This is a genomic window from Mucilaginibacter sp. 320_HR, assembly GCF_059691875.1.
Genome location: NZ_JCAWAI010000002.1, coordinates 518179 through 543872, shown reverse-complemented (window position 1 = coordinate 543872; position 25694 = coordinate 518179). Strand labels below are relative to the sequence as shown.

The window sequence follows — 25694 nt, the reverse complement described above, 5'->3', positions numbered from 1 at the left end:
TAGATAGCGTTAATCGGGCTGGTACTCCAGTATGTCTCCCGGTTGGCAATCCAGGGCTTTACAAATGGCTTGCAAGGTTTCAAACCGGATGGCTTTTGCTTTACCGGTTTTTAATATGGAGAGGTTGGCCAGCGTGATGCCAACCTTTTGCTGCAGATCGTTAAGCGACATTTTGCGCTTGGCCATCATTACATCTAAGTTTACGATGATAGCCATATTATATAGTAAGGTTATTTTCTTCCTGATAAGCCGCACCAATGCGGTACACCAATGAAAAGATGAGAACAAAAACACCCATTTTGAGGTACGATAAATCTGCCGGAAAAGTACTGTAGCGCAGATCCAGCGCAGAGGTAAGCTCTGCCAGCCTGTTGCGCATATAAAACGAAGCAGCTATGTTAAGCAGCCCATAGCCTATGAAAACCAAACCAAGTGTCCTGATCCGATCCGCTGTCTTTAAGCTGAACGGGCCGCCGGTATTAACTCCATTGATTGTATACAGCAATAAACAGCAGCTTGTAAAGGCAAACAGCGATTGCAGCAAGTCCCAGTTTTGATAGGTGTGACGGAAAATAAGTTTGTCTGGTACCTTATTGGATTGAAACAGGTAAGTGCCGGCGTTTACTTCTACCGTGCCACCACCTGCGGCTTGTTTTGCAGGATGTTGCAGCAGCACCTCCGCCCGCATTTGCTTAGATGTGACCGCGAGCCTAACTGCATTAAACAAGGTAAACCCAAAGCCCAGTACGGCTATAACTAAGATTACCTTTATCCCTTTAAGCCAATAATAAAGCTTGCTTGTCATATTGCAAACATAATTATTTATTGATAAACAATAAATAATTATTGTTAACACATTCACATCTAATGATAGATAAACAATATTAACGTCTTTTATAAACGTAAAGAGCCCGCTGGTAACCAGCGGGCTCTTTACTGTTGCTAACTTTAGCCATGTTGCGTTATTCGCTGCCTTCTACTTTAACTAATTTATTGTAAAGGCCTAATAGTAAAAATGGAGCAGCCCACTGACCTACGAAAAGTGCAGTGTGAGGCTTGCTGGTTACTTTAAGAACTGCTGACACCCCCATTGATGCTAATGCAGCCCATAAAAATAAATCTGACGGCAGTTTGGCCGTTTGTTGTTCTATAGCTTTAGCCACCGGCCCTTCGCTATGTTCAGGATTGAAATTTGCCATTATTTAGTTATTGATTTGATTGATTATTTCATGCGTTGTGAAGTGTCATTTTCCTTAGCACGGCTCATTGACGAATCGCTGCCCATACTTTGGCTGCTGTCCGGTGTACCGGCACTATTACCAACATCGTGATTGCTGCTGGCCGAATCGGTTTTCATACCGCTGTCACCAGCATCGTTCTTCTGGCTTTGCCCGCCGCAGGCAGTAAAGGCCATACAGGCACAAAGGCCTGCAATAATTAAGTGCTTTTTCATTTGTGTAGATGTTTGTTAAATTAATCTTCTCCGTGCTGCTCCCCGTCGCCCGTGCTTGGTGTTGCACCTATTTCGTTGGCACCGGGGCCGGTCTCCGCAGCGTTCTGCTTTAACGAGTCCAGCTGGTCTTCCTGGGAAGCACCGCGGATGATCTGCTCACCGGATTGCGCATTGTGGTTGCCCAGATCGGTTGGTGTTGGGTAATTTTGCTGCCCGGGTACAACGTTATCATTGTCGCAGTCAGGCTTTATATTTTCACTTTCCATTTGTCTGCTTTAGTTAGAATATGAAAACAGCACAGCAACACTCTTCATCCACAACCAAATCTCTCACCGCGCTACCGTGCTGTATCATTTTCCAGGTTATTACTTAGCGCCGTTCACCTTATTGTTAATTTGCTGTATCATGGTAAGATGTTTCTTTAACACGGGCAATTGTGCTTTGGCAAACGCCTTTACCTTCGCGACAGGCAACGTGTTAGCAGCGTGCTGAAACAATGCTATTGTTTTTTGGTGGTCAACTACCATCATAGCCGCATAAGCTTTATCAAAGGCCGCACCACTTGCATTGTCCAGCATAGGATCTTTTACCGCATCCGCTGATGGTGGCGCAGGTACCTGGTAACCTTTTGCTTTTACAATTCGCATAAGCAGATTATTGGCTAACGAGTGGTCGGCTATCATGCGGGTACCAAAAGCTTTTACCTGTCCGCTTTGCGCCTTCTTTTGAGCAAGCCGTCCTGTAGCTATTTCTTTATAACTGCCTGTACTGGCCTGTGTAATAAAATTTACCGTAGCCGTATCCGGCTGGGCAGAATTGGTTTGTGCGTTGGTGAACTGTGCCGCGAACATGGCTGCCAGTGTTAAAAACGCGGTTGCTAACTTTTTCATGGTTTTTAGATGTTGTTTTAAGATGATATTGATATAGAAGTTGTTTTATAACAATGCTTAATAGTATTTACGCGTTAATTGAGCCTGCGGTCACCCTACATTACGGTACCGCAGGCGCCAATAAACAACAAAACACTACATAGAAATACCTTATATGGGAATGCACACTTTCCTTTATAAATTATTAATGTTAAACTAGTTGTTGGTGAGCGGAAAGTATCAGAGATAGGTTGACACCTTTCCCGGTAATATGGACCTTCTAGATATTCAATTTTCGTGAACTGTATAGAAGCAACAGGAGGAATTGAGCAATTGTTTTAATTACTAATTAAATTATTTAATAATTAAAGAGACTAGCTAATTGTAAAGTCCGACTATTATCAGACGCGAAAGGATTTGCAGACTGTAGTAAGTGTTGCTATAAAGATGATAAGAAAGTTATAAAGTCTTAGCTCTTCGCAACAACTCATCGCGAATATTGGCACATTGTTCATAACGCTCTTCGGGGATATTCTCTTCCAAAAGGTGCTTCAATTGAGTAGCTGAATACTCTAAATACTTCAAGCTGGAGGCTGTTAACGCTGATATAGGTACAAGCGTACCATCAGCAGCATAAAAGCCCCATTCGGGTTGTCTTTCGTTTAAATTCATGAGACTGTAAGATACCCAGAAGAAAATTATTATTCAAAGTCCTGATTACAATGCTACAAGCCTGCCATAGGCCACAGTATTCCTTTAATAAATGCAGGATGAAATAACAATGGCATAGGGAATACCAGCCAAAAGAACACCCATACACGCGCAACCAAATTGTTTTTTAGGAAAAATAAATTCCTGCTCATGAGAAGCTTTTCTACGAGGACGAGCAAGCCCTGCAGCAAGAAGTATAACGTGGGCAGGCCGTAGCCGGCGTTCACAGGCACGCTCAGTGCAAGTTCGTGCAGTAAACCAGAAAATAAAAAAGCTATAAGTAATGCCGCCGCAGGACCTATTCTTTTACGTAGCGGCCGGAAAACAGCCACAGACGTCATTTCACTAAATGCTATGTTCCAGCGTTTGCTCCAAAGTTCTGTTAAGCTAAGCGCCCTGGCAGGTTGCCGAAATAGCAGGTACGTATTCACCCCGCTCAACCGCCACATACCGGCACTTATAGCAAGAAGGCCAAAGTGCAGCACAAGACTAAAGCCCACCAACAGCAAAGCCGTGACAGCTAAATAGGTGAACTCATCATCATGATACCGATGCGCCACATACCGTGCTAACAAGATAAGCGCAGCACCAGCCACAACCCTGCTGATGCCTGTGATAATCATTGATCTGGCGCCCGGGAGCGGTTTTGCACCCAAGGTTTCAAACGGTTCGGCACGCATGCCTACCCACCCTATCGCATATACACACCACTGTTTAAAAGTAAGTGTAAGGTTCTTGTTGCGGTAAACCTCTGCAACGGCAATCACCTTCATACCCGTAAAGGTTGTGGCAATAATGGCCAGCATACTTAATATTGCACCCTCCTGAATGAACAAGTAGCTTACAAGAGCGATGGTACTTATAAGCAGCATCCAGCTAAGCAATATAGCCTTTGCGCGTATAAGGCTGTAGCCAACCAATATCACCAGCAAATTAATTATCGCAAAGCAACTAACATGTGTAATTGTTTCCATCTTATAAGCCCTTTAAATTCACGTAGAACAGAAAGCTATAAAACAGGCTAAACCAGGTAAACAGTAGCACTAATACCACTTCGGCCACCCGTTGCCATTTACCGGAAGGAAGTGCCGAACGGTCAAAATAAAAGAATTGAATAGCTACCCTTGATAGCCAATACACTGCTATAAAACAGGTGACTATGGTTGCTAACCTAGAGTGGCTAAGTAAATCATCGCTGCATAAAATAGATAGCAGACCAAAGCTGAGGTTTATAACAAATATGTAAGCCGCGTACACCCAAAACATCTGCCTTATCAGCGGATTGACCTTAGACAGTTCTGAGCGCCATTTTAATACACCAGGAATAAAAAGTGAGCCAAGCGCAAGACCTACCTGTCCAAGGCCGGCAAGCTGTAAAAGTGTGTTGTTATTGATTGAATTGTTGAACATTTGATTGATGATTAAGACAATACAAATGTAAAACAATTATCTATACTTTCAATAATTATTGAAAGTATATTTTATCAAACTTGTTTGCAATAGATAATTAAGTAGCGTGGATATAGCTATGCAGTTGCTCTATAGTTTCTTTTTGGGAGTGAATGGTTTCGTAAACCACATCATTAATGGAGATAATACCACAAAGTACATGCAGATCATCAAATACCGGCAAATAACGAATGTTATTTTCGCTCATGAGCAGCATACACGTGTCTATTGATGTTTTTGGTGTAATGTGCGGCAGATTAATGCTCATAATCTCACCTACTGTTGTGTCATCAGAGTGCTTTCCCATCAGGATGATCTTACGGGCATAGTCCCTTTCTGTCGCCAAGCCCAAATACTGATTGTCATGATCAGTTACCACTACCGAGCCAATGTTCTTTTCGGCCATTAGCTTTAGTACGTCTAATACGGTAGTTGCGGCAGGAACGGCAATAACGGCACTCCCTTTACGTGCAAGTATGTGTTGTACATTCTTCATTGGTAAACAGGTTTAATTTGGTTTAAGTGAATTTACTAATAACTATCTATAAAACAACAATTTAGCAACATATTACAAAAACGGTAACATGAACTCGGTTTTATTAGTGTGTAAGCAAAGTCATTTGTGAATAATTGACAATTGTTGAATTTAGCAGGCCTTATTTTTGAGGTAAATATCTACATATGTCTAACACGCTTTCTCATATACCCTACTCAGTACTCGATCTGGCAACTGTGGTACAGGGCCAAACCCCTGCAGATACATTCCCTAACAGTCTCGACCTTGCACGCAATGCGGAACATTGGGGCTATAACCGCTATTGGTTTGCCGAACACCACAACATGATGAACGTGGCAAGTTCTGCTACCTCAATTCTTATTGGTTACGTAGCCGGTGGTACTAAAACTATCCGGGTTGGCTCCGGTGGTATTATGCTACCTAACCATGCGCCGCTGGTTGTGGCAGAACAGTTTGGTACGCTGGCATCGCTTTACCCGGGCAGGATAGATCTTGGCTTAGGCCGGGCACCCGGCACTGATCAGCTTACTGCGTTGGCTATAAGGGGCGAAAACTTCAATGCAGCGTTTAACTTTCCAAAAGATGTAGAGCGGTTGCAAAACTTTTTTTCGGCAGATAACGCAGATGCTAAAGTACGGGCCATACCAGGCGAAGGACTGGATATCCCGATATGGATATTAGGCTCCAGTACAGATAGTGCGCGCCTTGCTGCCGCCAAAGGCCTCCCCTACGCCTTTGCGAGCCATTTTGCGCCAACTTACTTTTTGGAGGCCATTGATATTTACCGGGAGAACTTTGTGCCCTCTGTCCACTTAGAAAAACCGTACATGATGGCTTGCATCAATGTTGTGGCTGCGGATACTGATCAAGAAGCCGAACGACTGGCAACATCTGTACAATTGTTTATAAAAGGCGTGGTAACCGGCAAGCGCCAGTTGCTCCCACCGCCTATTGACAGTATGGACGGTGCCTGGAATATTTACGAGCAGGAAGCTGTTGAGCAAATGTTGTCATACGCAATTTTTGGGGGGCAGCAAACTGTTAAGGACAAGATGGGAGCTTTAGTAGAACACACCGGTATTGATGAGGTAATGGTAACATCACATATATTCGACCATGAAGCAAAACTGCGTTCTTACGAGATATTGGCCCAGGCAATGCGCTCTTAAACGCTAACCCGACGTATTCTTTACATTATTAGTGCTGATGTAAAATTTAATTCAGACATAATGAGGCACATAGCTAAAAAATGAAAGATCTGTTTTAAAGTTTGCTAATTAAAGCTATCTTTGCCAACTCTTAAAAACCAAATGCGGAAGTGGCGTAATTGGTAGCCGCACCAGACTTAGGATCTGGCGCCGCGAGGCGTGGGGGTTCGAGTCCCTTCTTCCGCACAAAGGCCTTTACAATTGTAAAGGCCTTTTTATTTTATAACTCCTGAAGCTTAACGGTGCTAATAAATTACGGCTGTAAGCCGGCAATGAGGCTGTTGAAGTATTTTGGTGCAAGTAGCAACCTGCTACCATACCACGAAAACATCTCACCATCTACTAGAATGATATCGGCATTAGGCACCATCCGCTTAAACTCTTCGAGGTGCTTTTCGGAAAATGGATATGGCTCTGTGGAAAGTAGAATAACTTCTGGTGCTGCCGCCATAAGGTCCGTTGCTGTTACAGCCGGATATCGGTCAACATCAAAAACATTTATGAGGCCACAATACCGCATCATCTGATCAATGAAGGTTCCCTTACCGGCCACCATGTAAGGTTTACGCCAGATAAAGTACGCAGCAGTTTTTGCTGGCATAAGTGGAAGTATGCCGTTAAAAGCTAGCGCTATGTTGTTAACAAGGTGGTTTGCTGCTATAGTGCTGCCGGTAATCTGCCCCACCCCTTTAATCATTTCTAAAGCATCATTAAGGTCTGCTATGTCGCTCACCCAAACCGGATAATGCTTCATTAGCGCTTCTACCTGGCTACGTTCATTCTCTTCCTTATTGGCAATGATGAGATCAGGCTTAAGGCTATGTATAGTATCTATATTAAGCTTTTTGGTGCCACCAATTTTAGTAACTGTTCTTACATCTGGTGACGGGTGGATACAGTAATTAGTTATACCGACAACACGTTCGCCAAGCCCCAGATAAAACAAAAGTTCCGTTTGTGACGGAACTATAGATATTATTCGTTGTGGAAAATCCGGTGTGTATACCGACCTGTTCAGCTGGTCTGAAAAGACAGGCACAATTATTTACCTTTTCCCTGTACCATCACCTTAACAGTTTTGAGTATGATGTTAAGGTCGGAGTTAAGGCTCATGTTCTGCAGGTACAACATATCATACCGCACCCTGTCGCACATTTGGTCAACGTTTTCAGCATAACCATAATGCACCTGACCTATAGAAGTTAAACCTGGTTTTACCCGCAGCAATTTTTTGTAACTAGGCGTTTTTTCTACAATCTGCTCAATAAAATATTGACGTTCCGGACGTGGCCCGACAACGGACATATCGCCCCTTAGAACGTTCCAAAACTGCGGAAGCTCATCTAACCTGGTTTTACGCATAATACGTCCCCATTTAGTGATTCGGGGGTCGTTATCCTTGGACAACTGTGGACCGGCAAGCTCCGCGTTTACCTTCATGCTACGGAATTTGTAGATGTAAAAAGGCTTTTCGTTTTGCCCTATACGTTCTTGTCTAAAAAATGCAGGTCCTTTTGAAGATAGCTTTGTGGTAACGTACAACATGAAAAATATTGGAGCACCTAAAACCATAACTACCAACGAAAATCCAATGTCGAAACTCCTCTTTAAAAATCTTATTTTAAGTCCTATCTCCGGGTGAGAGTTCAGTTGTAACACCGGTACATCATCATAACTTATCAACTGAGCGTAGTTATTGCCAAGCATCAGGTCTGATACAACCTTAATTTTTATGAAATGAGTATTGCCGATTCTCACCAGCCTGTTTAGCAAGTCGGTGTTCATTTGTTTGTAACATACAAATATCTCACTGGGACTTTTACTTAAAAGGTGTTGTATAAGCTGAGGCTCTTCCATTCCTGATATTTGCTCCTCAGAGATGTAATCTGCAAGGTCATATCCATATTCCGGATGCTGAGAAAAAGATTTCATCAAACGGTCAGCAATATTATTATCACCTATAATTACTATCTGTCTATGATTGTATCCATTTTTACGTATATAGTCTAGAAAAAAGAACAGTACCGAACGTTGTACAACTACAAACAAAAAGAACAATGTGTAGCTAAGCATTACCTCAGTACGGGAAATGTTAAATATTTTGAAAAAGTAAATTATACCGAAAACGCAAAGGAGATGATAAATAAGCGTTAGTAAGAATTTGTTGATGTTATCACGTAACCATAATGGTCTAAAAACGTAAAAGCTTTTAGAAAGTGCCGATACAACAACCCAGGCAATGTTTACCAATAAAATAAAGGTGATTGATGTATTGCTAAAAACAAGATTATTGAACTTTACAAAATGAGAAGTGTAAAGTGCAATATTCAAAAGTAGCAGATCGCTTAGGAAAACAAGCCCGGGAAGATGTTTAGAGTAGCGTGTATTCATATGAATGTAGACAGCTGTTTTAGATAAGGTTTATGCTGTACAAACTTAAATAAAATTGTAAATTTTTCAAACATTAAGTTAAACAGCAATAAAACCACATATAAGTTATTCCAAAACAATGCCAAGATTTCACTTTTTATAAACTGATAAGACAATTATTTAATCAATTAATTCATCAACAGCTCCGCAAATAATATGACCTATTAGAATATGCATTTCCTGAATCCTAGCAGTGATATCCGACGGCACAATAAGGTTGATATCACAACATCTATTCAATTCGCCTCCATCACGCCCGGATAATCCAATTGTTTTACAGCCTAACTCACGTCCCTTTATCAAGGCTTTTGTAACATTAGGGCTATTGCCGCTCGTAGACAAACCAATGAGGATGTCGCCGGCTGTAGCAAGACCCTCGACCTGGCGCTCAAACACCCGGTCATAACCGTAGTCGTTAGCTATTGCAGTAAGTGCAGAAGTATCAGTCGTAAGCGCTAAAGCGGGCAAAGAGCGCCGTTCTTTAACAAAGCGACCTACAAACTCCGCAGCAATATGCTGGGCATCGGCAGCACTGCCCCCGTTACCAAAAAGTAAAATTTTTTTTCCGTTGCTTATAGCGTCAACCACTATTTTGCTGGCTATTGCTATATCTTCTTTTAACTTAACCAAAGTTTTATCGGCTACGTTAATATGCTGTTCAAAAGTAGACTGGATATACTGCTGCATTCTAATAATATTCTTGTTTTGATAAATAGTTCCTAACGTAATCAGATATACCCTCTTCCAAGGTATAAAACTTCTCATTGTAGCCTATGCTCTTTAGTTTATTCATGTTTGCCTCGGTAAAGTACTGGTACTTGTCGCGGATATCAACAGGCATGTCTATAAATTCTATTTCTGGTTGTTTACCCAAACCGTTAAAGGTAGCCGTAACTAAATCGTAAAAGCTACGGGCTTTGCCTGTACCTAAATTGTATAACCCGTTTTTATTTAAAGGCCAGCTTTTATTAAACATCACATTCATCAGCCAATAAACAACTTTCAATATATCTTTTACATAAATGAAGTCTCTTAGCTGCCATCCATTATCGAAAGCTGGCTTATAGCTTTTGAACAACTTCACCAGTCCGTCCGTTTGTATCTGGTTGAAAGAATGCCATATAACACTAGCCATTCGGCCTTTGTGGTACTCGTTTGGCCCGTATACATTAAAAAATTTTAACCCAGCCCAATTGGGTGGACATTCGGTTTGCATAAGTGCCCATTTATCAAATTCGTTTTTACTGATGCCGTATGGGTTTAATGGTTTAAGTTTAGCAACAACATCATGGTCATCTATATAACCAAATTCCCCCGCACCATAAGTAGCCGCAGACGAAGCATAAATAAAAGGGATTTGGTGTTTGGTGCAATACCTCCAAATATCCTGGGAATATTCCACATTAAGTTTTTGATGTATGGAATAATCAAACTCCGCCGTATCTGTACGAGCGCCCATGTGCACAACGGCATTTATAATACCATCGAACCTCGCCAGCCAATTAAATAACTCAGTGCGCTCAACAAGTTTGTAAAACGTTTTGTCTTTAAGATTAAGTTTCTTTGTATCTGACGTAAAATCGTCAACTAAAATCAAATTGTATATCCCTTTTTTATTAAGGTACCCGACCATACAAGAGCCTATAAAGCCGGCCGCTCCTGTTATAATAATAGTTGATTTAGGATCTATCGTCATTATCTTTCCACAAACTTTTGCTGCATTTCATCTAAGGTTGCAGTAGCACTACCCACTTTACTTACCACTATTGCCGCGGCATAGTTTGCAAATTGGCATGCATCATAAAGACTGTTACCAGATGCTAAGGCAACTCCTAATGAAGCCAACACAGTGTCACCTGCACCAGTCACGTCAACTACATCCAGTGCTTTTGTAGGAATTATCTCCAATTTCCCTTCGTTAAACAATGCGATTCCATCTTCTGATAACGTTACTACTACACTATCGCATTGAGTAATTTCTTGTATCTTTATACAAGCTGCTGTTAAGCTTTTATTATCAGTTATATCAATACCAGATGCTACAGCCGCCTCTTTTTTGTTGGGCTTAATTATGTTGATACCCCGGTACTTTGAAAAATCGCTCCCTTTAGGATCCAAGAGCATTTGCACACCTTGATCTCGGCATATCTTGATTACATCATTTAATAAAGTTGGCGTAAGCAACCCTTTATTATAGTCTGAAATAAGCACTATGTCATGATTTCTAACCAAGCTTTTAAAATGTTCCAAAATCAGCTTCTCTTTATCAGCGGCTAATGGCTTAATTACTTCGCGGTCGAGACGAATTAGCTGATGATTCGCCACAAGAACTCTTGATTTTACTATAGTACAGCGATCATTATCTTTTATCACACCCGTCGATGATACTTTTAAAGCATCTAGCTGGTCCAACACGGTAATAGCGTGTTCGTCATCACCCAACACACCAACAACGCTAGGTAAGCTATTAAAGGCTTTTAAATTTTCTAAAACATTTCCGGCAGCACCTAGTGTATATAATTCTTTTACTACCTCCACCACCGGTACAGGTGCTTCCGGAGATATTCTATTACAATTACCGTATATGTAGTGGTCAACCATAAGGTCGCCTATCACAAGAATTCGGAGATCTTCATCTATAGTATATTTCATGTAATTAAATGCATATGATGCAGCACAATCAAGTAGCGCTATGTTTTAAAATTTTGTAATGTCAAAGTTTATTTCCAGTAATGTTTGTGCATAGATATTTTCCTCACTACATTAAAGGGGATTTTTTTATAATAAGCGCCTGCTTTATAACCAAACCATTTCGCAACGATAGACGCTATTGATTTTAACAAATACCCGGGATTATTTGACAGAGCAAATTTCAGTTCAGACTTCACGAACTTAAGGCCTTCACCGGTAGGTTTACCATATTCTTTTATGAGCCAGTCATTTTGCTCATGAAAAACACGTGTGTCAAAATATCGTTTAAACTCTTCAATTGCTGTGTAATCATGAGAGTGATACACGCTTGCTTCAGCTACGTAGGCTATCTTTAAGCCGGCTTTAATCATTTTAGCACCTACGATGGCATCTTCGCCCATGATTGACTCTGATGGGAATCCGCCAACTTTGTTAAGGGCTGACTTGCGATAAGCAGCGAAAGAATTAGAACAAAAAAAAACTTTAAAACCTAATTTATTTATATCCGCTGCAGAACGAACATTTGAAAGTGCAGGATAATTATAAGTTCTTAAATGTGCCTCTAAAGGTTTTGCACCCTCACGTGGTAATTGCCTGCCATACGCCAAGCCAACATTTTGGTCGTCGAATACATTCAACAACCACCTTAAACTATCTTTGTGGGACAGAATTGCATCTTGAGTCAAAAACACGCAAATTTCGCATTCTGCAAAACAGCTATTAACAAGCAACTGCCTGGTTTTACCGTGATTGAATTCAACTTTAGCTATTTCAATAACCGTAAATCCATGGGTCTTGGCTAAATCAACTGTATTGTCCGATGACCCAGAATCAACAATTATTTTTTGCAGACCCTTTATAGTTTGTTGATCAATTGATTTTAGAGTATTCTCCCACAAAGCCCCGGCATTATAGGTAGGTATACACAAAGCGTATTTAGTATCCAATTTAAATTATAGTAAGTCGGTATCTGAAGTTTAGTAAGCTAAAGCCGTCAAAGGTACTTAACTTTTATAAATTTGGTAAACTGATTATTTAGATGAGCGGGTAAATGGTCAATTGATTTAAACTGCTTGACACAACTTACCTAGCGTTATTAAGCGGGTAAATCTAATTTGTAAGTCGCCATATAAACCGGAGATACCTGTCGTATTTGCAGAAGACACAACAAAAAGCTACTCCTAAGATAATTTTAATAAAGCGTAGATTAATTGCAGCCTATTGTTTAACCTTTTTACAAAGGAATAACCGCTGTTACTTAATGTAGGCGAAGCGTTACTCTGATGCCTAACATAGTGCATAAGCTTCTCATCGCAAAATACTACAGTACCCTTCAACTCGGCAACCAAACCAATCCACCAATCGTGCATGTGAATTTGCTTTGGAAATGGCAAAGCTAAATCTAATATCTTTCTATTAAAAGACATCAGACAGCCGGTGTATGAATTACGGAGAATATTGCTTATAAAACCCCTTTTAGATCCGCGTGCGTTGAAAAAAGATGGGTGAAGGACAGCACCTTGCAAGGTTACTACCAAGGCATCAGAAATGACTAGGTCATTGTTCTGGTGTAAAGCTAAATGAGTATTAAGCTTATTAGATAGCCATATATCATCCTGATCAGCTAAAAATATAATCTCTCCTGCTGCTTTCGATAATGCATTTTCAAAATTCCCCACGGGTCCTTTGCAATTATTATTGGCGAATACCTTTATACGGCTATCTTGAAAAGAATTTACGATAGCTATCGTATCATCTGTAGAACCATCATCGCTGATTATCAACTCGTCATTCTCAGACAGCTGTATCAAGATACTTTCAATTTGAGCTTTAATAAATTTTTCGCCATTATAAGAGGCCATACAAACACTAACTCGATACATTCTGAAAAATTTTACTCTGCCGCAAATAATTCATTATAGCAAGGGATAGCAAAAATTGCAGCGTACCAAAAATCAACACATCATAAAATAGAAGTAAAAACCAATTAAACTCGACAGCCGCCGATATTGCAATTGATGCAAGCGAGGTAAAGATCAAAAGTCTTAAAAAATTGGGCTTTTTTAAAGCGCGGTTTAACAAAGATAACCGCAAAAAAGCAATCATGAACCCAACTGCTAAAGAATAAAATACAGCTCCGTATTTACCGAAATAAAGTAATCCTTCGATGTGGTGCTGAGCGTTTGGACCTAATGAACCAAGAGGAGATCCAAATGCATAATATAACATATAAGCTCCCACAGGATACTCATAAGGTGTAATCCTCAAAAATCCTAAAATAGGGTTAGCAATGTGAGTAAAAAAATCAAGCGTCGTGACCTTAAAATCTTTGTACATATCATATACATAAAAAAAATAAAAAGTATCGCCAGCTGCCACCATTCTAGTAATAAATGTATTAAAAGCCGTTGTTTCTACACCTGATTTTGTTATGACAAAAAACATATAACAAACAGCGCCCAGTAAAGCATATTTTCCGAAGTTTTTTATTGATTTAATATTATAAAATGTTTTCTTTGATTCATTACCCTTCTTGAAAAAAGCATTTATTAAAGCAACTCCAAATAAAGTGTTAAGAATATTTATTAATGAACCTTTGGCACCCATCGTAAATAATATTCCGATTCCAATTAAAATGCATAGCCAATAAAACAACTTTTTTTGTAGAGAAATTAAGTTGACGGGATGATATAACTTTAGCAATGACACCGCAAAAATGAAATTTACGGATACTAAATCAATTCGTCTGACCAAACCCCAGCCACCTGTGTAAAGATCAATTTTAGCTTCGGAAGGATTAGCTGATAAAATTGGCAATGAACCTACAACAACAAGCATAAGTAAATTCGAACCGACGACAATTACAATGCTTATGATTAAAAAGATATCAAATACCTGGTTGTATTTATGTGTTACACCAGTGTTGAACTGCTTATTTAGTACTATCTGTTTTAAGGCCAACTTTGAACCCAGGAATAAGCCTGTCATAAAACCGACTGTAGAGACAACAAAAGTGATAAGGTAAAAAGTTGAAATTTGGCGTTCCCAAAAATATAAATACAGTACAAAAGCAGTACTACAGCTGTTAAAAACCAAATAAAACAGCAATGGATCAAACCAAAAGAATATATATCTCTTTAAAGTAAAATAATAAATACTAAACACTCCCGCAGCCAGTAGGAATAATGTTGTGAGATCAAGTGAGAATACTAGTTCTTCCATCAATTAGAATTATGTACTTCAAATAATCGCATCATAAAATAAGGTGATTTATGCAAAAATGATAATTTTAGCATATGCGCTATAGAACTTACTTGAACAAAAAAGCGCTCCTTCTTTGTTGAAGGTATTTCTTTTGCTCCTTGTAAATAGTATTCAAATCTAACCTTATCAGTTTCAATACTGTTGTTGTTTTCTGAGGATAGTTGATGGCTAACTATCATGTCAACTACAACTAATTCTGATGTAACACTTTCACCTAATCTTTTGATAAAATCATGATCGCTAAAATCCAATTTAATTAGTTCATTAAAGCCATTATTTTGTTGAAATGCATTTAAACTAATACACATACCTGCGTTTATAACAGACATCCCTTTCAACTTGTAAATGCCAGGACTAATGCTTGTTAATGCAACTCCACGCATAAACCTAAATTTACAGGGTGAAACGATACGTGAAGGCCCTGCTTTTACTATAGGAGCAAATAGTTTGTGCTGTGGGTAAAGTGCTTGTGCATTCAAATAAGTTGCAATAGTGTTTTCGGGGAAATGAGTATCCTGATCAAGTAGTAGCAACCACTTCTTTTCTTTTTCCTCTGCAATCTTGGCCGCTACGTTGTAGGCTTTACTTACGCCAGAATTACTGGCATCTTCAATGTATGTTACATCCAGTTGTGGTACACTAATAACATCATACACACCATGTTGCGGACTATTGTTATACACTACCATATCTGCTTTGTAACCACCCTTCTTTAATGACTTGAGGATAGAGTTATAGGTAGGTGACTCAATAAGATTTGTCTTATATAATACTACTACCAGCAGAATATTGATTTTTGTATCGTTCATCTTAATTAAACGGAAGATTTATCATAACTATCTATTGATCAATGTGGTGAGTAAGTAATGTAAGCCGAATTATTGTTTAGGTATTTGGTAAACTGCAATTTAATACCGTTTTAAACGCTGAAAATGGTAGTAAATGAAGCCCAAAACAGCAACCATTAACCCATAATTACGCTTTATAATGTAATACCATTCCATGGTTTTGTTGTCCTGACTAACGCCGTCAGGCATCATATACGATTTTATATCAGTATTACGCTTAAACTGTCTACCTGCTTTATAAAGCCGCTGATTGAAATCAAAATCACCATAAACCTTATAAACAGGATCGAATGGTGGATCTATATTTATCTTTTTGGGAATCAGAAGGGCTTGATGGTGCAACGTGTTTCCAATTTTCAGTCTTATATCTGCTTTCCCTTTAAAAATGCTGCCATCACCCATTACTACATTACCGTAATATACAATTTCGGTATTTAAATCTGACGGCTTAGGAAGCGAAATCAAAGTGTCACCTGCGCCTAGATACAAGATATGATTAGTGTTGGAGGCTTTGCTCCAGCCTTTATTCATCGCGTCGTATATTCCGTTGTCTGGCTCGCTTATCCATGATGTTATATGTTGCTCATACGTTTTTAAAACTTCGACAGTGCCGTCTGTAGAGCCACCATCAATAATTATAAATTCGTCTACCAGATTGCGTTCTTTTATTACCGACTTAATTGTTTCCTCGAGAGGTAATGCAGCATTATATACAACAGTAATAATGCTTATTCCGTTAGCTAATTTCAAGTATATATCTTAATTAGTTTACACAGCGAAAGGCTCAGCTGGGTGACACAAATTGTCCAAAGATACAAAATCGTTGATAGCCCTAGTCGCGGAAATATTTTTTATACACGGATAAGGTTGCTCCGGCTGAAAGTTGAAAATGCAATTCCAATCGCAATTGAAACAAGACATTGGTTCATAACATAATTTTATATTGGGGTTTTCGGTATAATCCACAAACCTTTCAAAATGTCCTCCCCCAGCTATGCACAAAACCGGTTTATTTATTGCTACTGCCATATGATAAATACCGCTATCGTTTGCTATAACCATCCGGGCATTTTTTAAAATTGATGGAAGTTCTGCCAAGGTGGTTTTGCCAACTAAATTCACCAACTTAAACTGGACGTCTACATCAAGCTTATCTTCTATTTGCTGTACAGTTATATAATCATCACCAGCACCAATGTAATAAATGGGATATTTGCTAACCACGTATTTAGTAAGTTGAGCTAAAAAATCAACCGTCGGTTTGCGGTTAAAAACACCCGCGCCAGGCGCTAATAGCACATAATTTTGATTTTTGTGAAATCTAGGATCATTTTCAATTTTCAAAGGCTCCAATGTGGGCTTACTGATAGTTAACGGTTTCTTTAAAAGAGTTTCTGTTATGTGTTTATTGTAGCCAAACTCGGACTTTATACTCGACGGAACATTAATCAACTGATTGTAGCAAATTGCATTGAAGAGACTTTTAATAAAAGGACTTATACTGTTGCAGTCTCCATCTACAGCTATTTTGTGTTTGGCCGCAGTAACATAAGAAAAGATGTCAGTAATTGGATTACGTGAATAATTCCAGGAGACAACTGTGTCATAATTTATCCTTCTAAGGTAATTGAACACCTTGAACCAATCGTGTTCTAACGTATTACGATCAATTAAATAGATGTTGTCGAAAACATCACTATCGTACTTAACTGCAAGTTCTCCCCATATTTTATTACCTAAAAGAGTTATCTTATAGTGCTTATATTGATCACTTTCTTTCAGTTCACGAGCAAAATTCCTAAACAGAATGTAGTCTCCGATCGCCTCTATTTTTATAATCAGTAAATGCTTAGTTGTTGGTGAAAACGAAAACAACTGCTTAATTTTAATCCAGAGTATGAAAATTAGTAATGAGATTTTTCTAAGCATATTTGCCAATAAGATATAAGTGTTGTGGTCTTTTAACTTCCATGCCCATAGGGCTATGAAAAAGTTGGATAATTTACTACTCCAAACCTTGAATCAATTAGTACAAAGATGTAAAATCATCTTCATTCACCAGATGTTAAATATACTTTGGGATTTGTTTTAACTAACCTTAGATAAACTAAAAACTAACTGAGCAAATTGCGTATCGCTAAATATTTTTACTCGCAATAACGTTCATATAAATTGACAGCGTCCACTATCTGTTTGATATTAATACTGGATAACTGGAAAGCTAAGGGAATACTTAGAACCTCATCATGTATCTTCTCACTTATGGGATAATTTAATTTGTTCCATGCAGGATAAGCAAGTTGTTTGTGCGGCGGAATTGGATAATGTACAACTGTTTGAATGCCGTGTTTTTGTAAAAATGCCTGCAGATTGTCCCTATTTTTACACCTAATGACAAATAGATGCCAAACATGCGACTCTTCTGATGTTACTTCCGGAAGAATTATCTCGGGATTTTTAATTTCGTTTAGGTAGTAAGTTGCTATTTTTCTGCGGATGCCTGTCTCTTTATCAAGGTACTTTAGCTTAACAGATAGAAAAGCCGCCTGCAACTCGTCCAATCTACTATTTACGCCCTTGTACAGGTTTTGATATTTAACATGTGAACCGTAGTTCAGCAGCGCTTTTATAGTCTCGGCTAGTTTACTGTCGTTAGTTGTAACTGCACCGGCGTCACCTAAGGCGCCAAGGTTCTTGGTCGGGTAAAAGCTAAAGCCTGCAGCGTCGCCAAGATTGCCACACTTTTTGTTATCAAGTAAAGCGCCATGGGATTGTGCGCAATCTTCAACTACCTTAAGCCCATGCTTTTGAGCGATGGCGTTTATGGCCGCCATATCACACAATTGTCCGTAGAGATGAACCGGTAGAATTGCTTTGGTTCTTGAAGTAATTTTTTCTTCAATAAGCGAAGGATTAATATTGTAGGTGTCAATATTGGGTTCTACCAGCACAGGAACAAGATTGTTAGCAGAAATCGCCAAAATACTGGCTATATAGGCGTTTGAAGCAACAAGTACCTCGTCGCCATTGGTCATTATGCCGAGTTCTTTATAAGCCCTGAAAATGAGTGTAAGCGCATCCAGGCCGTTAGCCACACCTATGCAATGTTGAACGCAGCAGTAATGTGCAAATTCATTTTCAAAGTTCTTTACCTCGTTGCCTAGTATATACCAGCCAGAATTTAATACACGCTCAAAGGCTTCCCTAAGTTCATCAGCATGCGGCTGATTAACCTTTAATAAATCTAAGAACTGCACCATTAGCGGATCAAATTTTTGCTATTGCGGAGCGCCAAAAAATCATGGTATTCCCTGATGTAATCGGCCTCATCGTACTTATTTGAGGCAAATACAAGGCAGATTGAACCCGAGGAAAAATTAACTTCAGAAGCCCATATTCCTGGTGGAATATGCAGGCCTATATAGGGTCGATTAAGCTGCACAATACGCTTAGTCTTACTATCGTCCAAAAAAATCTCAAAACTGCCGCTGGCTGCTATAAGAAACTGGTGACAGGTTCTATGAGCATGTGCGCCACGAGATTCGCCACCCGGGATATCATATAAATAGAACACCCTTTTTATGGCAAAGGGTATCTCCAGGTTATTATGCACTGGTGTAATGTTCCCCGTACGGTTCTGAATACGAGGCAGTTCATATAAAGAGCAGTCGTAAACGGTATTCATCGTGCTACTGCTTTAGAGGTTACATAATCATCAAATTCACACTCGTAATCGTCTTCATCAAAGTCTGTTGAAGCTACTACGAACGCAAGCGAATTAGTGGAGAAGTTCTCGATGTGCCGCCAGATACCGGCAGGAATGTATAAACCGTAATATGATCTGTTTAGCGTGAACGCCTTAGCACTAGTACCATCCTGAACGATAACGTCAAAACTGCCTGATAGCGCTACTATAAGCTCCTGATTGGTTTTGTAACTATGGCCACCCCTTTGTTCACCACCCGGAACGTCATATATCCAATAGGTACGCCTGATGTCGAAAGGTACATGTTCCCCTTCTTCCATAAAGGACAAGTTACCCCGTTCATCCAGCACCTTTGGTAAATTGATGAGTTTTACCTCTGTTAAATTCATATTCCTGATCAGATAATTACATTGTCCAAAACCTTCAAAAACCACATTTTTTTAAACTGCATTTTGTTTCTGGATAAAATATTGAATTGAAGCTGCAACAAACAACAACATTATGCAATGTAGTCCTTAAAAACGTCCAAAATATAATCATAATGAGTTTCGTTGAGGCCCGGCCAAACCCCAAGCCAAAACGATTGGTTCATGATGATGTCGGTATTGGTTAACTCCCCTACTACCCGGTGGTTAATATTAGCATAGGCCGGCTGTTTTAGCAGGTTGCCACCAAACAGCAGCCTTGTTCCAATCATATTTTCTTCCAGATGCTGTACCAGCATATGCCGGTCTGCGGCATCACCCTCCCGCAGGGTCAGCAGAAAGCCAAACCACGAGGGGTCGCTGTTAGGTGTTGGTTCCGGCAGGATGAAGATATCCTCCAACTCCTTCATGCGCTCGTATAGTGCTTTGTAGTTTTCACGCCTGCGCTGCACAAAATGATCTATTTTCTTTATTTGCGATACGCCAAAGGCAGCCTGCATATCGGTAACCTTAAGGTTGAAGCCGATGTGCGAGTAGGTGTACTTGTGGTCGTATCCGTAAGGCAGTGTGCCGAGTTGCTGTGAGAAACGGCATCCGCAGGTATTGTCCTTTCCCGGTTCACAATAGCAATCCCTTCCCCAATCCCTAAAGCTTTCGGCAATTTTAGCCAGCACCGGGTTATTTATCAGCACCGCACCGCCCTCGCCCATTGTAATATGATGTGCCGGGTAGAATGAAAAAGTAGAGATATCTCCAAAAGTTCCGGTCTTTTGTCCACGGTAGGTGGCGCCAAGGCTGTCACAATCATCTTCTACCACCCACAGGTTATATTTCTTAGCAACCCGCATTACTTCATCCAAATCGAAGGGATTACCCAGTGAGTGCGCTATCATTATGGCCTTAGTTTTTGGCGATACAGCTGCTTCGATAGCAGATGATAAAACGTTGTGCGTTGCTATATCTATATCCACAAAAACGGGTACAGCGCCAAACTGTATCATTGGGTTTACCGTGGTTGGAAAACCAGCGGCAACCGTGATCACTTCGTCACCCGGCTTAATCGCTCTCTCGCCAAGCTTTGGCGACGTAAGGGCGTAAAAAGCAACAAGATTTGCAGACGACCCTGAGTTTACCAGTAATGCCTTAAATGCGCCAAAGTACCTGGCGAAATCTGTTTCGAAAGCATTAGCAAACCTGCCGGCGGTAAGCCAACCGTCTAATGCGGCATCAACACCAAGCAAGATATCGTCTTCATCAATAACTTTGCCTGTAACGGGTATATAGTTTTTCCCCGGTACAATAACTTGCGTGGTTTTAGCTTTAGCTATTGCTCGGAGGCTCTGTTCCAGTTCAGGAGTAGTAATGTTTTTTATCATTTTTATATTTGATATAAATCAGGTACTTTCCATTTCTATCGGCTTGGCAAAAGGCTCCATTTCTGTAATGGGTTTGCCAAATGCAATCTTCGGATAGGTATTTGTATGTGGATCAATCATTACCTGCAGTAATATAGGTTTGTCGGCATTGGCTTCATTCCACATCCATCGTACCGCGTCATCTATTTCGGTTTGTTCGGCTATTGTCATAGAACTTATACCATAAGCTTCGGCAACCTTTTGGAAATCCGGTGCACTGTAACCCCAGTAAGTTGATTGATAGCGCGATTCAAAGTAGCTATCTTGAAACTGGCGTATCATTCCGAGGTTTTTATTGTTCATTATCACCACCTTTACAGGCAGTTTGTTTCGCACAATTGTTTGAAGTTCCTGAATATTGATTTGCATACAACCATCGCCGGCGATTACAATCACCGGCTTAATACCAAGTGCAAAACTTGCTCCGATGCCGGCAGGCAATGCATACCCCATAGCACCCATACCTGCAGAAGTTAAAAAAAGCTGGTCTTCATACAATTCTACTGATTGCGCTGCCCACATTTGATGGCTCCCAACATCTGCCACATAACATTTAGCCGCTCTTGAGTTGTGCGAAAGTTTATGCATAAAAATGTTAGGGTTTATGCCTTTAGGGTCGAGTTCTTTGGTGTCAGGCCATTGCTCTTTCAAGCTCTTTACATAATCAAACCACATATCTGGCCTTTTAAAGGAGACATCTCGGGCGGTATTGTTAAAATTAACGAAGAACTGTCTGGCATCCATAACTAATGGTATACAGCCTTTTACTCGATTGTTTATTTCTCCGGCTTCGCAATCCACATGGTATATGGTACGATTTTCAAAAAACTTCACATCTGCACCCGTTTGCCTGATGTCTAAACGGCTGCCAACAACTATAAGCAGATCGCATTCGCCAAAAGCTATGTTTGCCCAACGGTTGCCGTAACTACCTATAAAACCAAACCTTAACGGGTTATCATGAGCTATAGCATCAACAGCAAGCAAAGTGGTAACTACCGGTATTTCGGTTTTTTCGAGAAAAGCATTCATCTCCCCTATAGCAAAGGCTGCTCTTACACCTCGGCCAACAAGCAAAAGGGGCCTTTTAGCTTTCTCTATATCAACTATCATCTTCTGCATTTGATCATGTAGAAGTATAACTGGCTCTGAGTTGCTATCTACTTCGTGCCTCGGCTCTATTTGCGCGCGCTGTACGTCCATAGGTACATCTATCAACACCGGACCCGGGCGACCTTCTGTAGCTATTCGGAATGCATCTTCTAGTACCTTTGGCAAATCATGTTCGCTTTCAATTTTGAAGCAGGCTTTAGTAACCGGCCTAGCCATTGCTATAATGTCCGTTTCCTGAAACCCCAGTTGGCGTATAGGCCTTTCACCTTTTTGTTCATGCCGGTTAACTTGTCCGGTAATAAATATAGCTGGGGTCGAATCAAAATAACAACTTCCTATTCCTGTCAAAAGGTTGGTTGCACCGGGGCCACTAGTTGCAAGTGCCACACCTGGAATGCCAGTAACACGTCCAAAAGCATCAGCGGCAAAAGCGGCAGACTGCTCGTGGTGCATGGTGATAATGTTTATTGCTGTTTTTTGATTTAAAGAATCGAGCAAATGGGTAATCATACCTCCCGAAAGTTCGAAAATATGGGTGACACCTTTTTTCTCCAAAAAAGTAGCTATGAAATCAGATGCCTTCATCAGTTATGATTATCTGTTAATTTGTTAGTTATCCGGTTAACTAATAACAGTAACCTCATTGTAACACTAAGCCGCATAACAAGGTAAAAACATTAGCTAAGCATTAGTGTTCGTTGTTGTTGTTCTGTAAAATTCTAACGTTTTCTTTACAGTGGTATCAAGGTCGGTGTACACCTTAAGTCCCAATTCATTTTTTGCTTTCTCCACAGAGGGTACATATCTTGATGGCATATCCCCATTGCGCGCAACTTGTTTTACGTCTAGCTGTAATTTCTTTTTCGCTAAATTATTTATCTTCCCAGCAAGATCAAGAATATTGATTTCCTCATCTGACCCTATGTTATATGCTTGGTTTGGACGTCCGTTTAATAATACTGTAAACAACCAAATTACAAGATCGGCGGCGTAAAGATAAGAACGATATGGAGAGCCATCACCAACTATGGTTATCTTTTGATTATTAATAGCGTTGAAAATGAAATTACCTAATGCATAACGTTCATTTAACGGCAAGTGAGGACCTGCAAATGCAAAACAGCGGGCGATTTTGCATTCTATTCCGTATCTTTGATAATACATAGCACAAAGCATTTCCGCTACTCTTTTGCCTTCGCCATAATCAGCATTACTCGCTAAAACATCAGGAGCAAAGAAATCATGTTCACTTATATGAGTTACCGAAACTGGTTGAGTGCCGTAAACTGCCCCGCTACTGGTTAGTAATACCGATTTAACCTTCTTATTCTTTGCCAGCTCAAGTACGTGCCTCGTCCCTTCTACTATGGTATCGAATATTAAAGCTGGATTGTCGTTGTTAATTGCGGTATTCGCATCGGTTGCTGCATGTATAATAAAGTCAAGCTTTTCAAATATAAACTCAAAACTGGTAACATCACCTTTTATAAAGGTTATAGCATCGTCTTCAAACTCCGGGTATGTTAATAAAAATTTTTCCGGTTGCCTGCTTAATATATAGAGCTTAGCGTTAAGGCGAAGTTGTTTATTTATATAAATAAAAGCACCAGTTATCCACTTACCAAAAAAACCTGTACCTCCCGTTAACAAAATACTTTTTCCAGCAACTAGGGGCCAAAGGTTGCGGGTTCTTGCCAAAATTTGCTGCAAGTCTTCTTCCGGCAAATAATACTTCATGCTAAAAAATTAATAATCTGTTTTTCAGTATATGTCGCAGCTGATTGCGGATTTACTAGCCAGTTTTTATACCAGTCTGTTGTATAAGCCACGGCTTGTGCAGCATCAAACTTTGGTTGCCAGGCTAACTCAGTGATCGCTTTGCTGATATCAAGTTTTAATAAAGCAGCTTCATGTGGCTGATCCGGATCCTCATGAACTTCGAAAGATCCTGCCCCCCATTTGCTAATTGCCATTTGAACCATTTCGATAACCGGTAAAGAATCAGTAAAGTAAGGTCCAAAATTAAAGGCGCCACTAAATTTAAGTGGATTAGCAGCTAACTGTGTACCTAAAAGTAGATAGCCTGCTAAAGGTTCAAGAACATGTTGCCATGGCCTAACCGATCGTGGATTTCGTACTATCACTGCATCTTGCCTTGATAGTGCCTTAACAATATCAGGTACTAATCTATCTTTACTCCAATCGCCTCCGCCAATAACATTCCCCGCCCTTGCAACCGCAAGAGCTTTCTTATGGTTAGCATAACCAGATAAGTTGAAGAAGGAATTCCGGTATGAATCTATTACAAGTTCTGTACAAGCTTTACTAGCGCTGTAAGGATCATGTCCGCCAAGCCTGTCATTTTCTCGATAAGGATAGGTCCATTCGTTATTTTGGTATACCTTGTCTGTAGTAATAAGTACTAAGTTGCAGGGTTTATTCAACCGTTTAGCTGCATCTAATAAATTTGCAGTACCTATTGCATTTACCTCAAAAGTTTCAGAAGGAATTTCGTAGGATAAACGAACTAACGACTGCGCCGCCAGATGAAAAATATAGTCTGGCTGGAAAGAGCTGACTGCAGCATGTAGTGCCTCCCGATTGCGAAGGTCTGCAATCACTGAGTCGCAGAGTTTATCCCCATCTATTAACTCGTAAAGATTAGCGCCAGATTCAGGAGCTAATGCATAACCCATAACATCGGCGCCAAGCATAGAGAAGACCTTTAAAAGCCAGGAACCCTTAAACCCGGTATGTCCGGTTAACAAAACCTTTCTACCTTGGTAATAAGTCTTTAAATAATCTAATGTCGCTACCATATTTTCCAAGGCGCATTGCCGCTGTCCCACATTTCGTTAAGATCGTGCTTATCTTTTAAGGTATCCATAGGTCGCCAAAAGCCATGGTGACGGTAAGCATCCATTTGCCCCTCGGCTGCAATACCTTCCATTGGCGCTTTCTCCCAAATAGTACTGTCGCCATCATTTATGTAATTGAAAATTTGAGGTTCGCAAACAAAGTAACCACCATTAATCCAAGAGCCATTGCCTTTTGGCTTCTCAAAAAACGAATAAACTTCGTTTTTTTCATTTATATCAAGCACGCCGAACCTTCCTGATGGCTGCACCGACGTTACCGTACAGTATTTACCACCAGCTTTATGAAAGGCAAGCAGTTCTTTAATATTAACGTCTCCTACGCCATCACCATAAGTGAGCATGAATGGCTCGTTATTGGTAAAGCGCTGAATACGTTTTATCCGTCCGCCGGTCATAGAATCGTTGCCGGTATCTACAAGTGTTATCTTCCATGGTTCGGCTTGAGAATCATGTACTCTAATTGAATTGTCGCTCAGGTCAATGGTAACATCAGATTTATGAAGAAAGTAATTAGCAAAATATTCTTTGATGAGGTAGCCTTTGTATCCCAGGCAAACAACAAAGTCGTTAAAACCATGTGTAGAATAAATCTTCATGATATGCCAAAGTACAGGCATACTACCTATTTCTACCATAGGTTTAGGCTTAAATACTGTTTCTTCAGATAAACGGGTGCCCAATCCTCCGGCTAACAAGACAACTTTCATATATCGCGT

Annotated in this window: 30 protein-coding genes and 1 tRNA gene; 2 read left to right on the top strand and 29 right to left on the bottom strand. The window is 40.1% G+C overall.

Annotated elements, in window-relative coordinates:
* Positions 1-9: 9 nt before the first annotated feature.
* From AC59GT_RS08005 to AC59GT_RS07960, 10 genes are all read right to left on the bottom strand, one after another.
* Positions 10-216, bottom strand: coding sequence for a helix-turn-helix domain-containing protein (locus tag AC59GT_RS08005; protein ID WP_497237145.1), 207 nt, complete (start codon positions 214-216; stop codon positions 10-12).
* Between the two features lies 1 nt (position 217).
* A complete protein-coding gene (locus AC59GT_RS08000) occupies positions 218-805 on the bottom strand; it encodes a DUF2975 domain-containing protein (protein ID WP_497237144.1) in 588 nt (195 codons plus the stop codon).
* A gap of 157 nt (positions 806-962) precedes the next feature.
* Positions 963-1199, bottom strand: coding sequence for a hypothetical protein (locus AC59GT_RS07995; protein ID WP_497237143.1), 237 nt, complete (start codon positions 1197-1199; stop codon positions 963-965).
* Between the two features lie 23 nt (positions 1200-1222).
* Positions 1223-1453 (bottom strand): hypothetical protein, encoded by a 231-nt coding sequence (locus AC59GT_RS07990; RefSeq protein ID WP_497237142.1) that lies wholly within the window; start codon positions 1451-1453, stop codon positions 1223-1225.
* 20 nt (positions 1454-1473) lie between these two features.
* A complete protein-coding gene (locus AC59GT_RS07985) occupies positions 1474-1719 on the bottom strand; it encodes a hypothetical protein (protein WP_497237141.1) in 246 nt (81 codons plus the stop codon).
* A gap of 99 nt (positions 1720-1818) precedes the next feature.
* Positions 1819-2343 (bottom strand): DUF4142 domain-containing protein, encoded by a 525-nt coding sequence (locus AC59GT_RS07980; RefSeq protein WP_497237140.1) that lies wholly within the window; start codon positions 2341-2343, stop codon positions 1819-1821.
* Positions 2344-2781: 438 nt separating this feature from the next.
* Positions 2782-2994: a hypothetical protein gene (locus AC59GT_RS07975; protein ID WP_497237139.1), complete on the bottom strand. Its 213-nt coding sequence runs from the start codon at positions 2992-2994 to the stop codon at positions 2782-2784.
* Positions 2995-3047: 53 nt separating this feature from the next.
* Positions 3048-4007: a wax synthase family protein gene (locus AC59GT_RS07970; RefSeq protein ID WP_497237138.1), complete on the bottom strand. Its 960-nt coding sequence runs from the start codon at positions 4005-4007 to the stop codon at positions 3048-3050.
* A gap of 1 nt (position 4008) precedes the next feature.
* Positions 4009-4443, bottom strand: a complete 435-nt coding sequence (locus AC59GT_RS07965; RefSeq protein ID WP_497237137.1) for a hypothetical protein — start codon at positions 4441-4443, stop codon at positions 4009-4011.
* Positions 4444-4540: 97 nt separating this feature from the next.
* Positions 4541-4978, bottom strand: a complete 438-nt coding sequence (locus AC59GT_RS07960; protein WP_497237136.1) for a CBS domain-containing protein — start codon at positions 4976-4978, stop codon at positions 4541-4543.
* A 185-nt stretch (positions 4979-5163) separates the two neighbouring features.
* Here AC59GT_RS07960 and AC59GT_RS07955 point away from each other — a divergent pair, with 185 nt between their 5' ends.
* A complete protein-coding gene (locus AC59GT_RS07955) occupies positions 5164-6168 on the top strand; it encodes an LLM class flavin-dependent oxidoreductase (RefSeq protein ID WP_497237135.1) in 1005 nt (334 codons plus the stop codon).
* 143 nt (positions 6169-6311) lie between these two features.
* A tRNA-Leu gene (locus tag AC59GT_RS07950) sits at positions 6312-6393 on the top strand.
* Between the two features lie 67 nt (positions 6394-6460).
* On the opposite strand, the gene AC59GT_RS07945 is transcribed toward AC59GT_RS07950, so the two are convergent.
* The 19 genes from AC59GT_RS07945 to rfbF all read right to left on the bottom strand — a co-directional run bounded on the left by AC59GT_RS07945 (position 6461) and on the right by rfbF (position 25685).
* A complete protein-coding gene (locus AC59GT_RS07945; RefSeq protein WP_497237134.1) occupies positions 6461-7246 on the bottom strand; it encodes a helical backbone metal receptor in 786 nt (261 codons plus the stop codon).
* A 2-nt stretch (positions 7247-7248) separates the two neighbouring features.
* The gene (locus AC59GT_RS07940) at positions 7249-8598 is read right to left on the bottom strand and encodes a sugar transferase (RefSeq protein ID WP_497237133.1); all 1350 of its coding nucleotides are present in this window, start codon (positions 8596-8598) and stop codon (positions 7249-7251) included.
* 159 nt (positions 8599-8757) lie between these two features.
* On the bottom strand, positions 8758-9402 hold the full coding sequence (locus AC59GT_RS07935) for a D-sedoheptulose 7-phosphate isomerase (RefSeq protein WP_497237132.1): 645 nt from the start codon (positions 9400-9402) through the stop codon (positions 8758-8760).
* Positions 9326-10333: an ADP-glyceromanno-heptose 6-epimerase gene (gene rfaD / locus AC59GT_RS07930; RefSeq protein WP_497237131.1), complete on the bottom strand. Its 1008-nt coding sequence runs from the start codon at positions 10331-10333 to the stop codon at positions 9326-9328. Before rfaD ends, AC59GT_RS07935 begins: the two co-directional genes overlap by 77 nt.
* On the bottom strand, positions 10333-11289 hold the full coding sequence (gene rfaE1, locus AC59GT_RS07925; RefSeq protein ID WP_497237130.1) for a D-glycero-beta-D-manno-heptose-7-phosphate kinase: 957 nt from the start codon (positions 11287-11289) through the stop codon (positions 10333-10335). The genes rfaD and rfaE1 overlap by 1 nt, the downstream gene beginning before the upstream one ends.
* Positions 11290-11357: 68 nt before the next feature.
* Positions 11358-12275 (bottom strand): glycosyltransferase family 2 protein, encoded by a 918-nt coding sequence (locus AC59GT_RS07920; protein WP_497237129.1) that lies wholly within the window; start codon positions 12273-12275, stop codon positions 11358-11360.
* 234 nt (positions 12276-12509) lie between these two features.
* On the bottom strand, positions 12510-13190 hold the full coding sequence (locus AC59GT_RS07915) for a glycosyltransferase family 2 protein (RefSeq protein WP_497237128.1): 681 nt from the start codon (positions 13188-13190) through the stop codon (positions 12510-12512).
* Between the two features lie 7 nt (positions 13191-13197).
* A complete protein-coding gene (locus AC59GT_RS07910; protein ID WP_497237127.1) occupies positions 13198-14550 on the bottom strand; it encodes a hypothetical protein in 1353 nt (450 codons plus the stop codon).
* Positions 14550-15401 (bottom strand): glycosyltransferase family protein, encoded by an 852-nt coding sequence (locus tag AC59GT_RS07905; protein ID WP_497237126.1) that lies wholly within the window; start codon positions 15399-15401, stop codon positions 14550-14552. The genes AC59GT_RS07910 and AC59GT_RS07905 overlap by 1 nt, the downstream gene beginning before the upstream one ends.
* Before the next feature lie 99 nt (positions 15402-15500).
* A complete protein-coding gene (locus tag AC59GT_RS07900; RefSeq protein ID WP_497237125.1) occupies positions 15501-16190 on the bottom strand; it encodes a glycosyltransferase in 690 nt (229 codons plus the stop codon).
* Positions 16191-16208: 18 nt separating this feature from the next.
* A complete protein-coding gene (locus AC59GT_RS07895) occupies positions 16209-17369 on the bottom strand; it encodes a glycosyltransferase family 9 protein (RefSeq protein ID WP_497237124.1) in 1161 nt (386 codons plus the stop codon).
* Between the two features lie 218 nt (positions 17370-17587).
* Positions 17588-18700: a DegT/DnrJ/EryC1/StrS family aminotransferase gene (locus AC59GT_RS07890; RefSeq protein WP_497237123.1), complete on the bottom strand. Its 1113-nt coding sequence runs from the start codon at positions 18698-18700 to the stop codon at positions 17588-17590.
* Positions 18700-19125 (bottom strand): sugar 3,4-ketoisomerase, encoded by a 426-nt coding sequence (locus AC59GT_RS07885; RefSeq protein WP_117381712.1) that lies wholly within the window; start codon positions 19123-19125, stop codon positions 18700-18702. The genes AC59GT_RS07890 and AC59GT_RS07885 overlap by 1 nt, the downstream gene beginning before the upstream one ends.
* A complete protein-coding gene (locus AC59GT_RS07880; RefSeq protein WP_497237122.1) occupies positions 19122-19535 on the bottom strand; it encodes a sugar 3,4-ketoisomerase in 414 nt (137 codons plus the stop codon). Before AC59GT_RS07880 ends, AC59GT_RS07885 begins: the two co-directional genes overlap by 4 nt.
* A 110-nt stretch (positions 19536-19645) precedes the next feature.
* Positions 19646-20947, bottom strand: a complete 1302-nt coding sequence (gene rfbH, locus AC59GT_RS07875; protein ID WP_497237121.1) for a lipopolysaccharide biosynthesis protein RfbH — start codon at positions 20945-20947, stop codon at positions 19646-19648.
* Between the two features lie 18 nt (positions 20948-20965).
* Positions 20966-22684: a thiamine pyrophosphate-binding protein gene (locus tag AC59GT_RS07870; RefSeq protein WP_497237120.1), complete on the bottom strand. Its 1719-nt coding sequence runs from the start codon at positions 22682-22684 to the stop codon at positions 20966-20968.
* 96 nt (positions 22685-22780) lie between these two features.
* The gene (locus AC59GT_RS07865; protein ID WP_497237119.1) at positions 22781-23836 is read right to left on the bottom strand and encodes an NAD-dependent epimerase/dehydratase family protein; all 1056 of its coding nucleotides are present in this window, start codon (positions 23834-23836) and stop codon (positions 22781-22783) included.
* On the bottom strand, positions 23833-24918 hold the full coding sequence (rfbG, locus tag AC59GT_RS07860) for a CDP-glucose 4,6-dehydratase (RefSeq protein ID WP_497237602.1): 1086 nt from the start codon (positions 24916-24918) through the stop codon (positions 23833-23835). The genes AC59GT_RS07865 and rfbG overlap by 4 nt, the downstream gene beginning before the upstream one ends.
* Complete coding sequence (gene rfbF, locus AC59GT_RS07855) at positions 24912-25685, bottom strand: glucose-1-phosphate cytidylyltransferase (RefSeq protein ID WP_497237118.1); 774 nt, start codon at positions 25683-25685, stop codon at positions 24912-24914. Before rfbF ends, rfbG begins: the two co-directional genes overlap by 7 nt.
* Between the last annotated feature and the right edge of the window lie 9 nt (positions 25686-25694).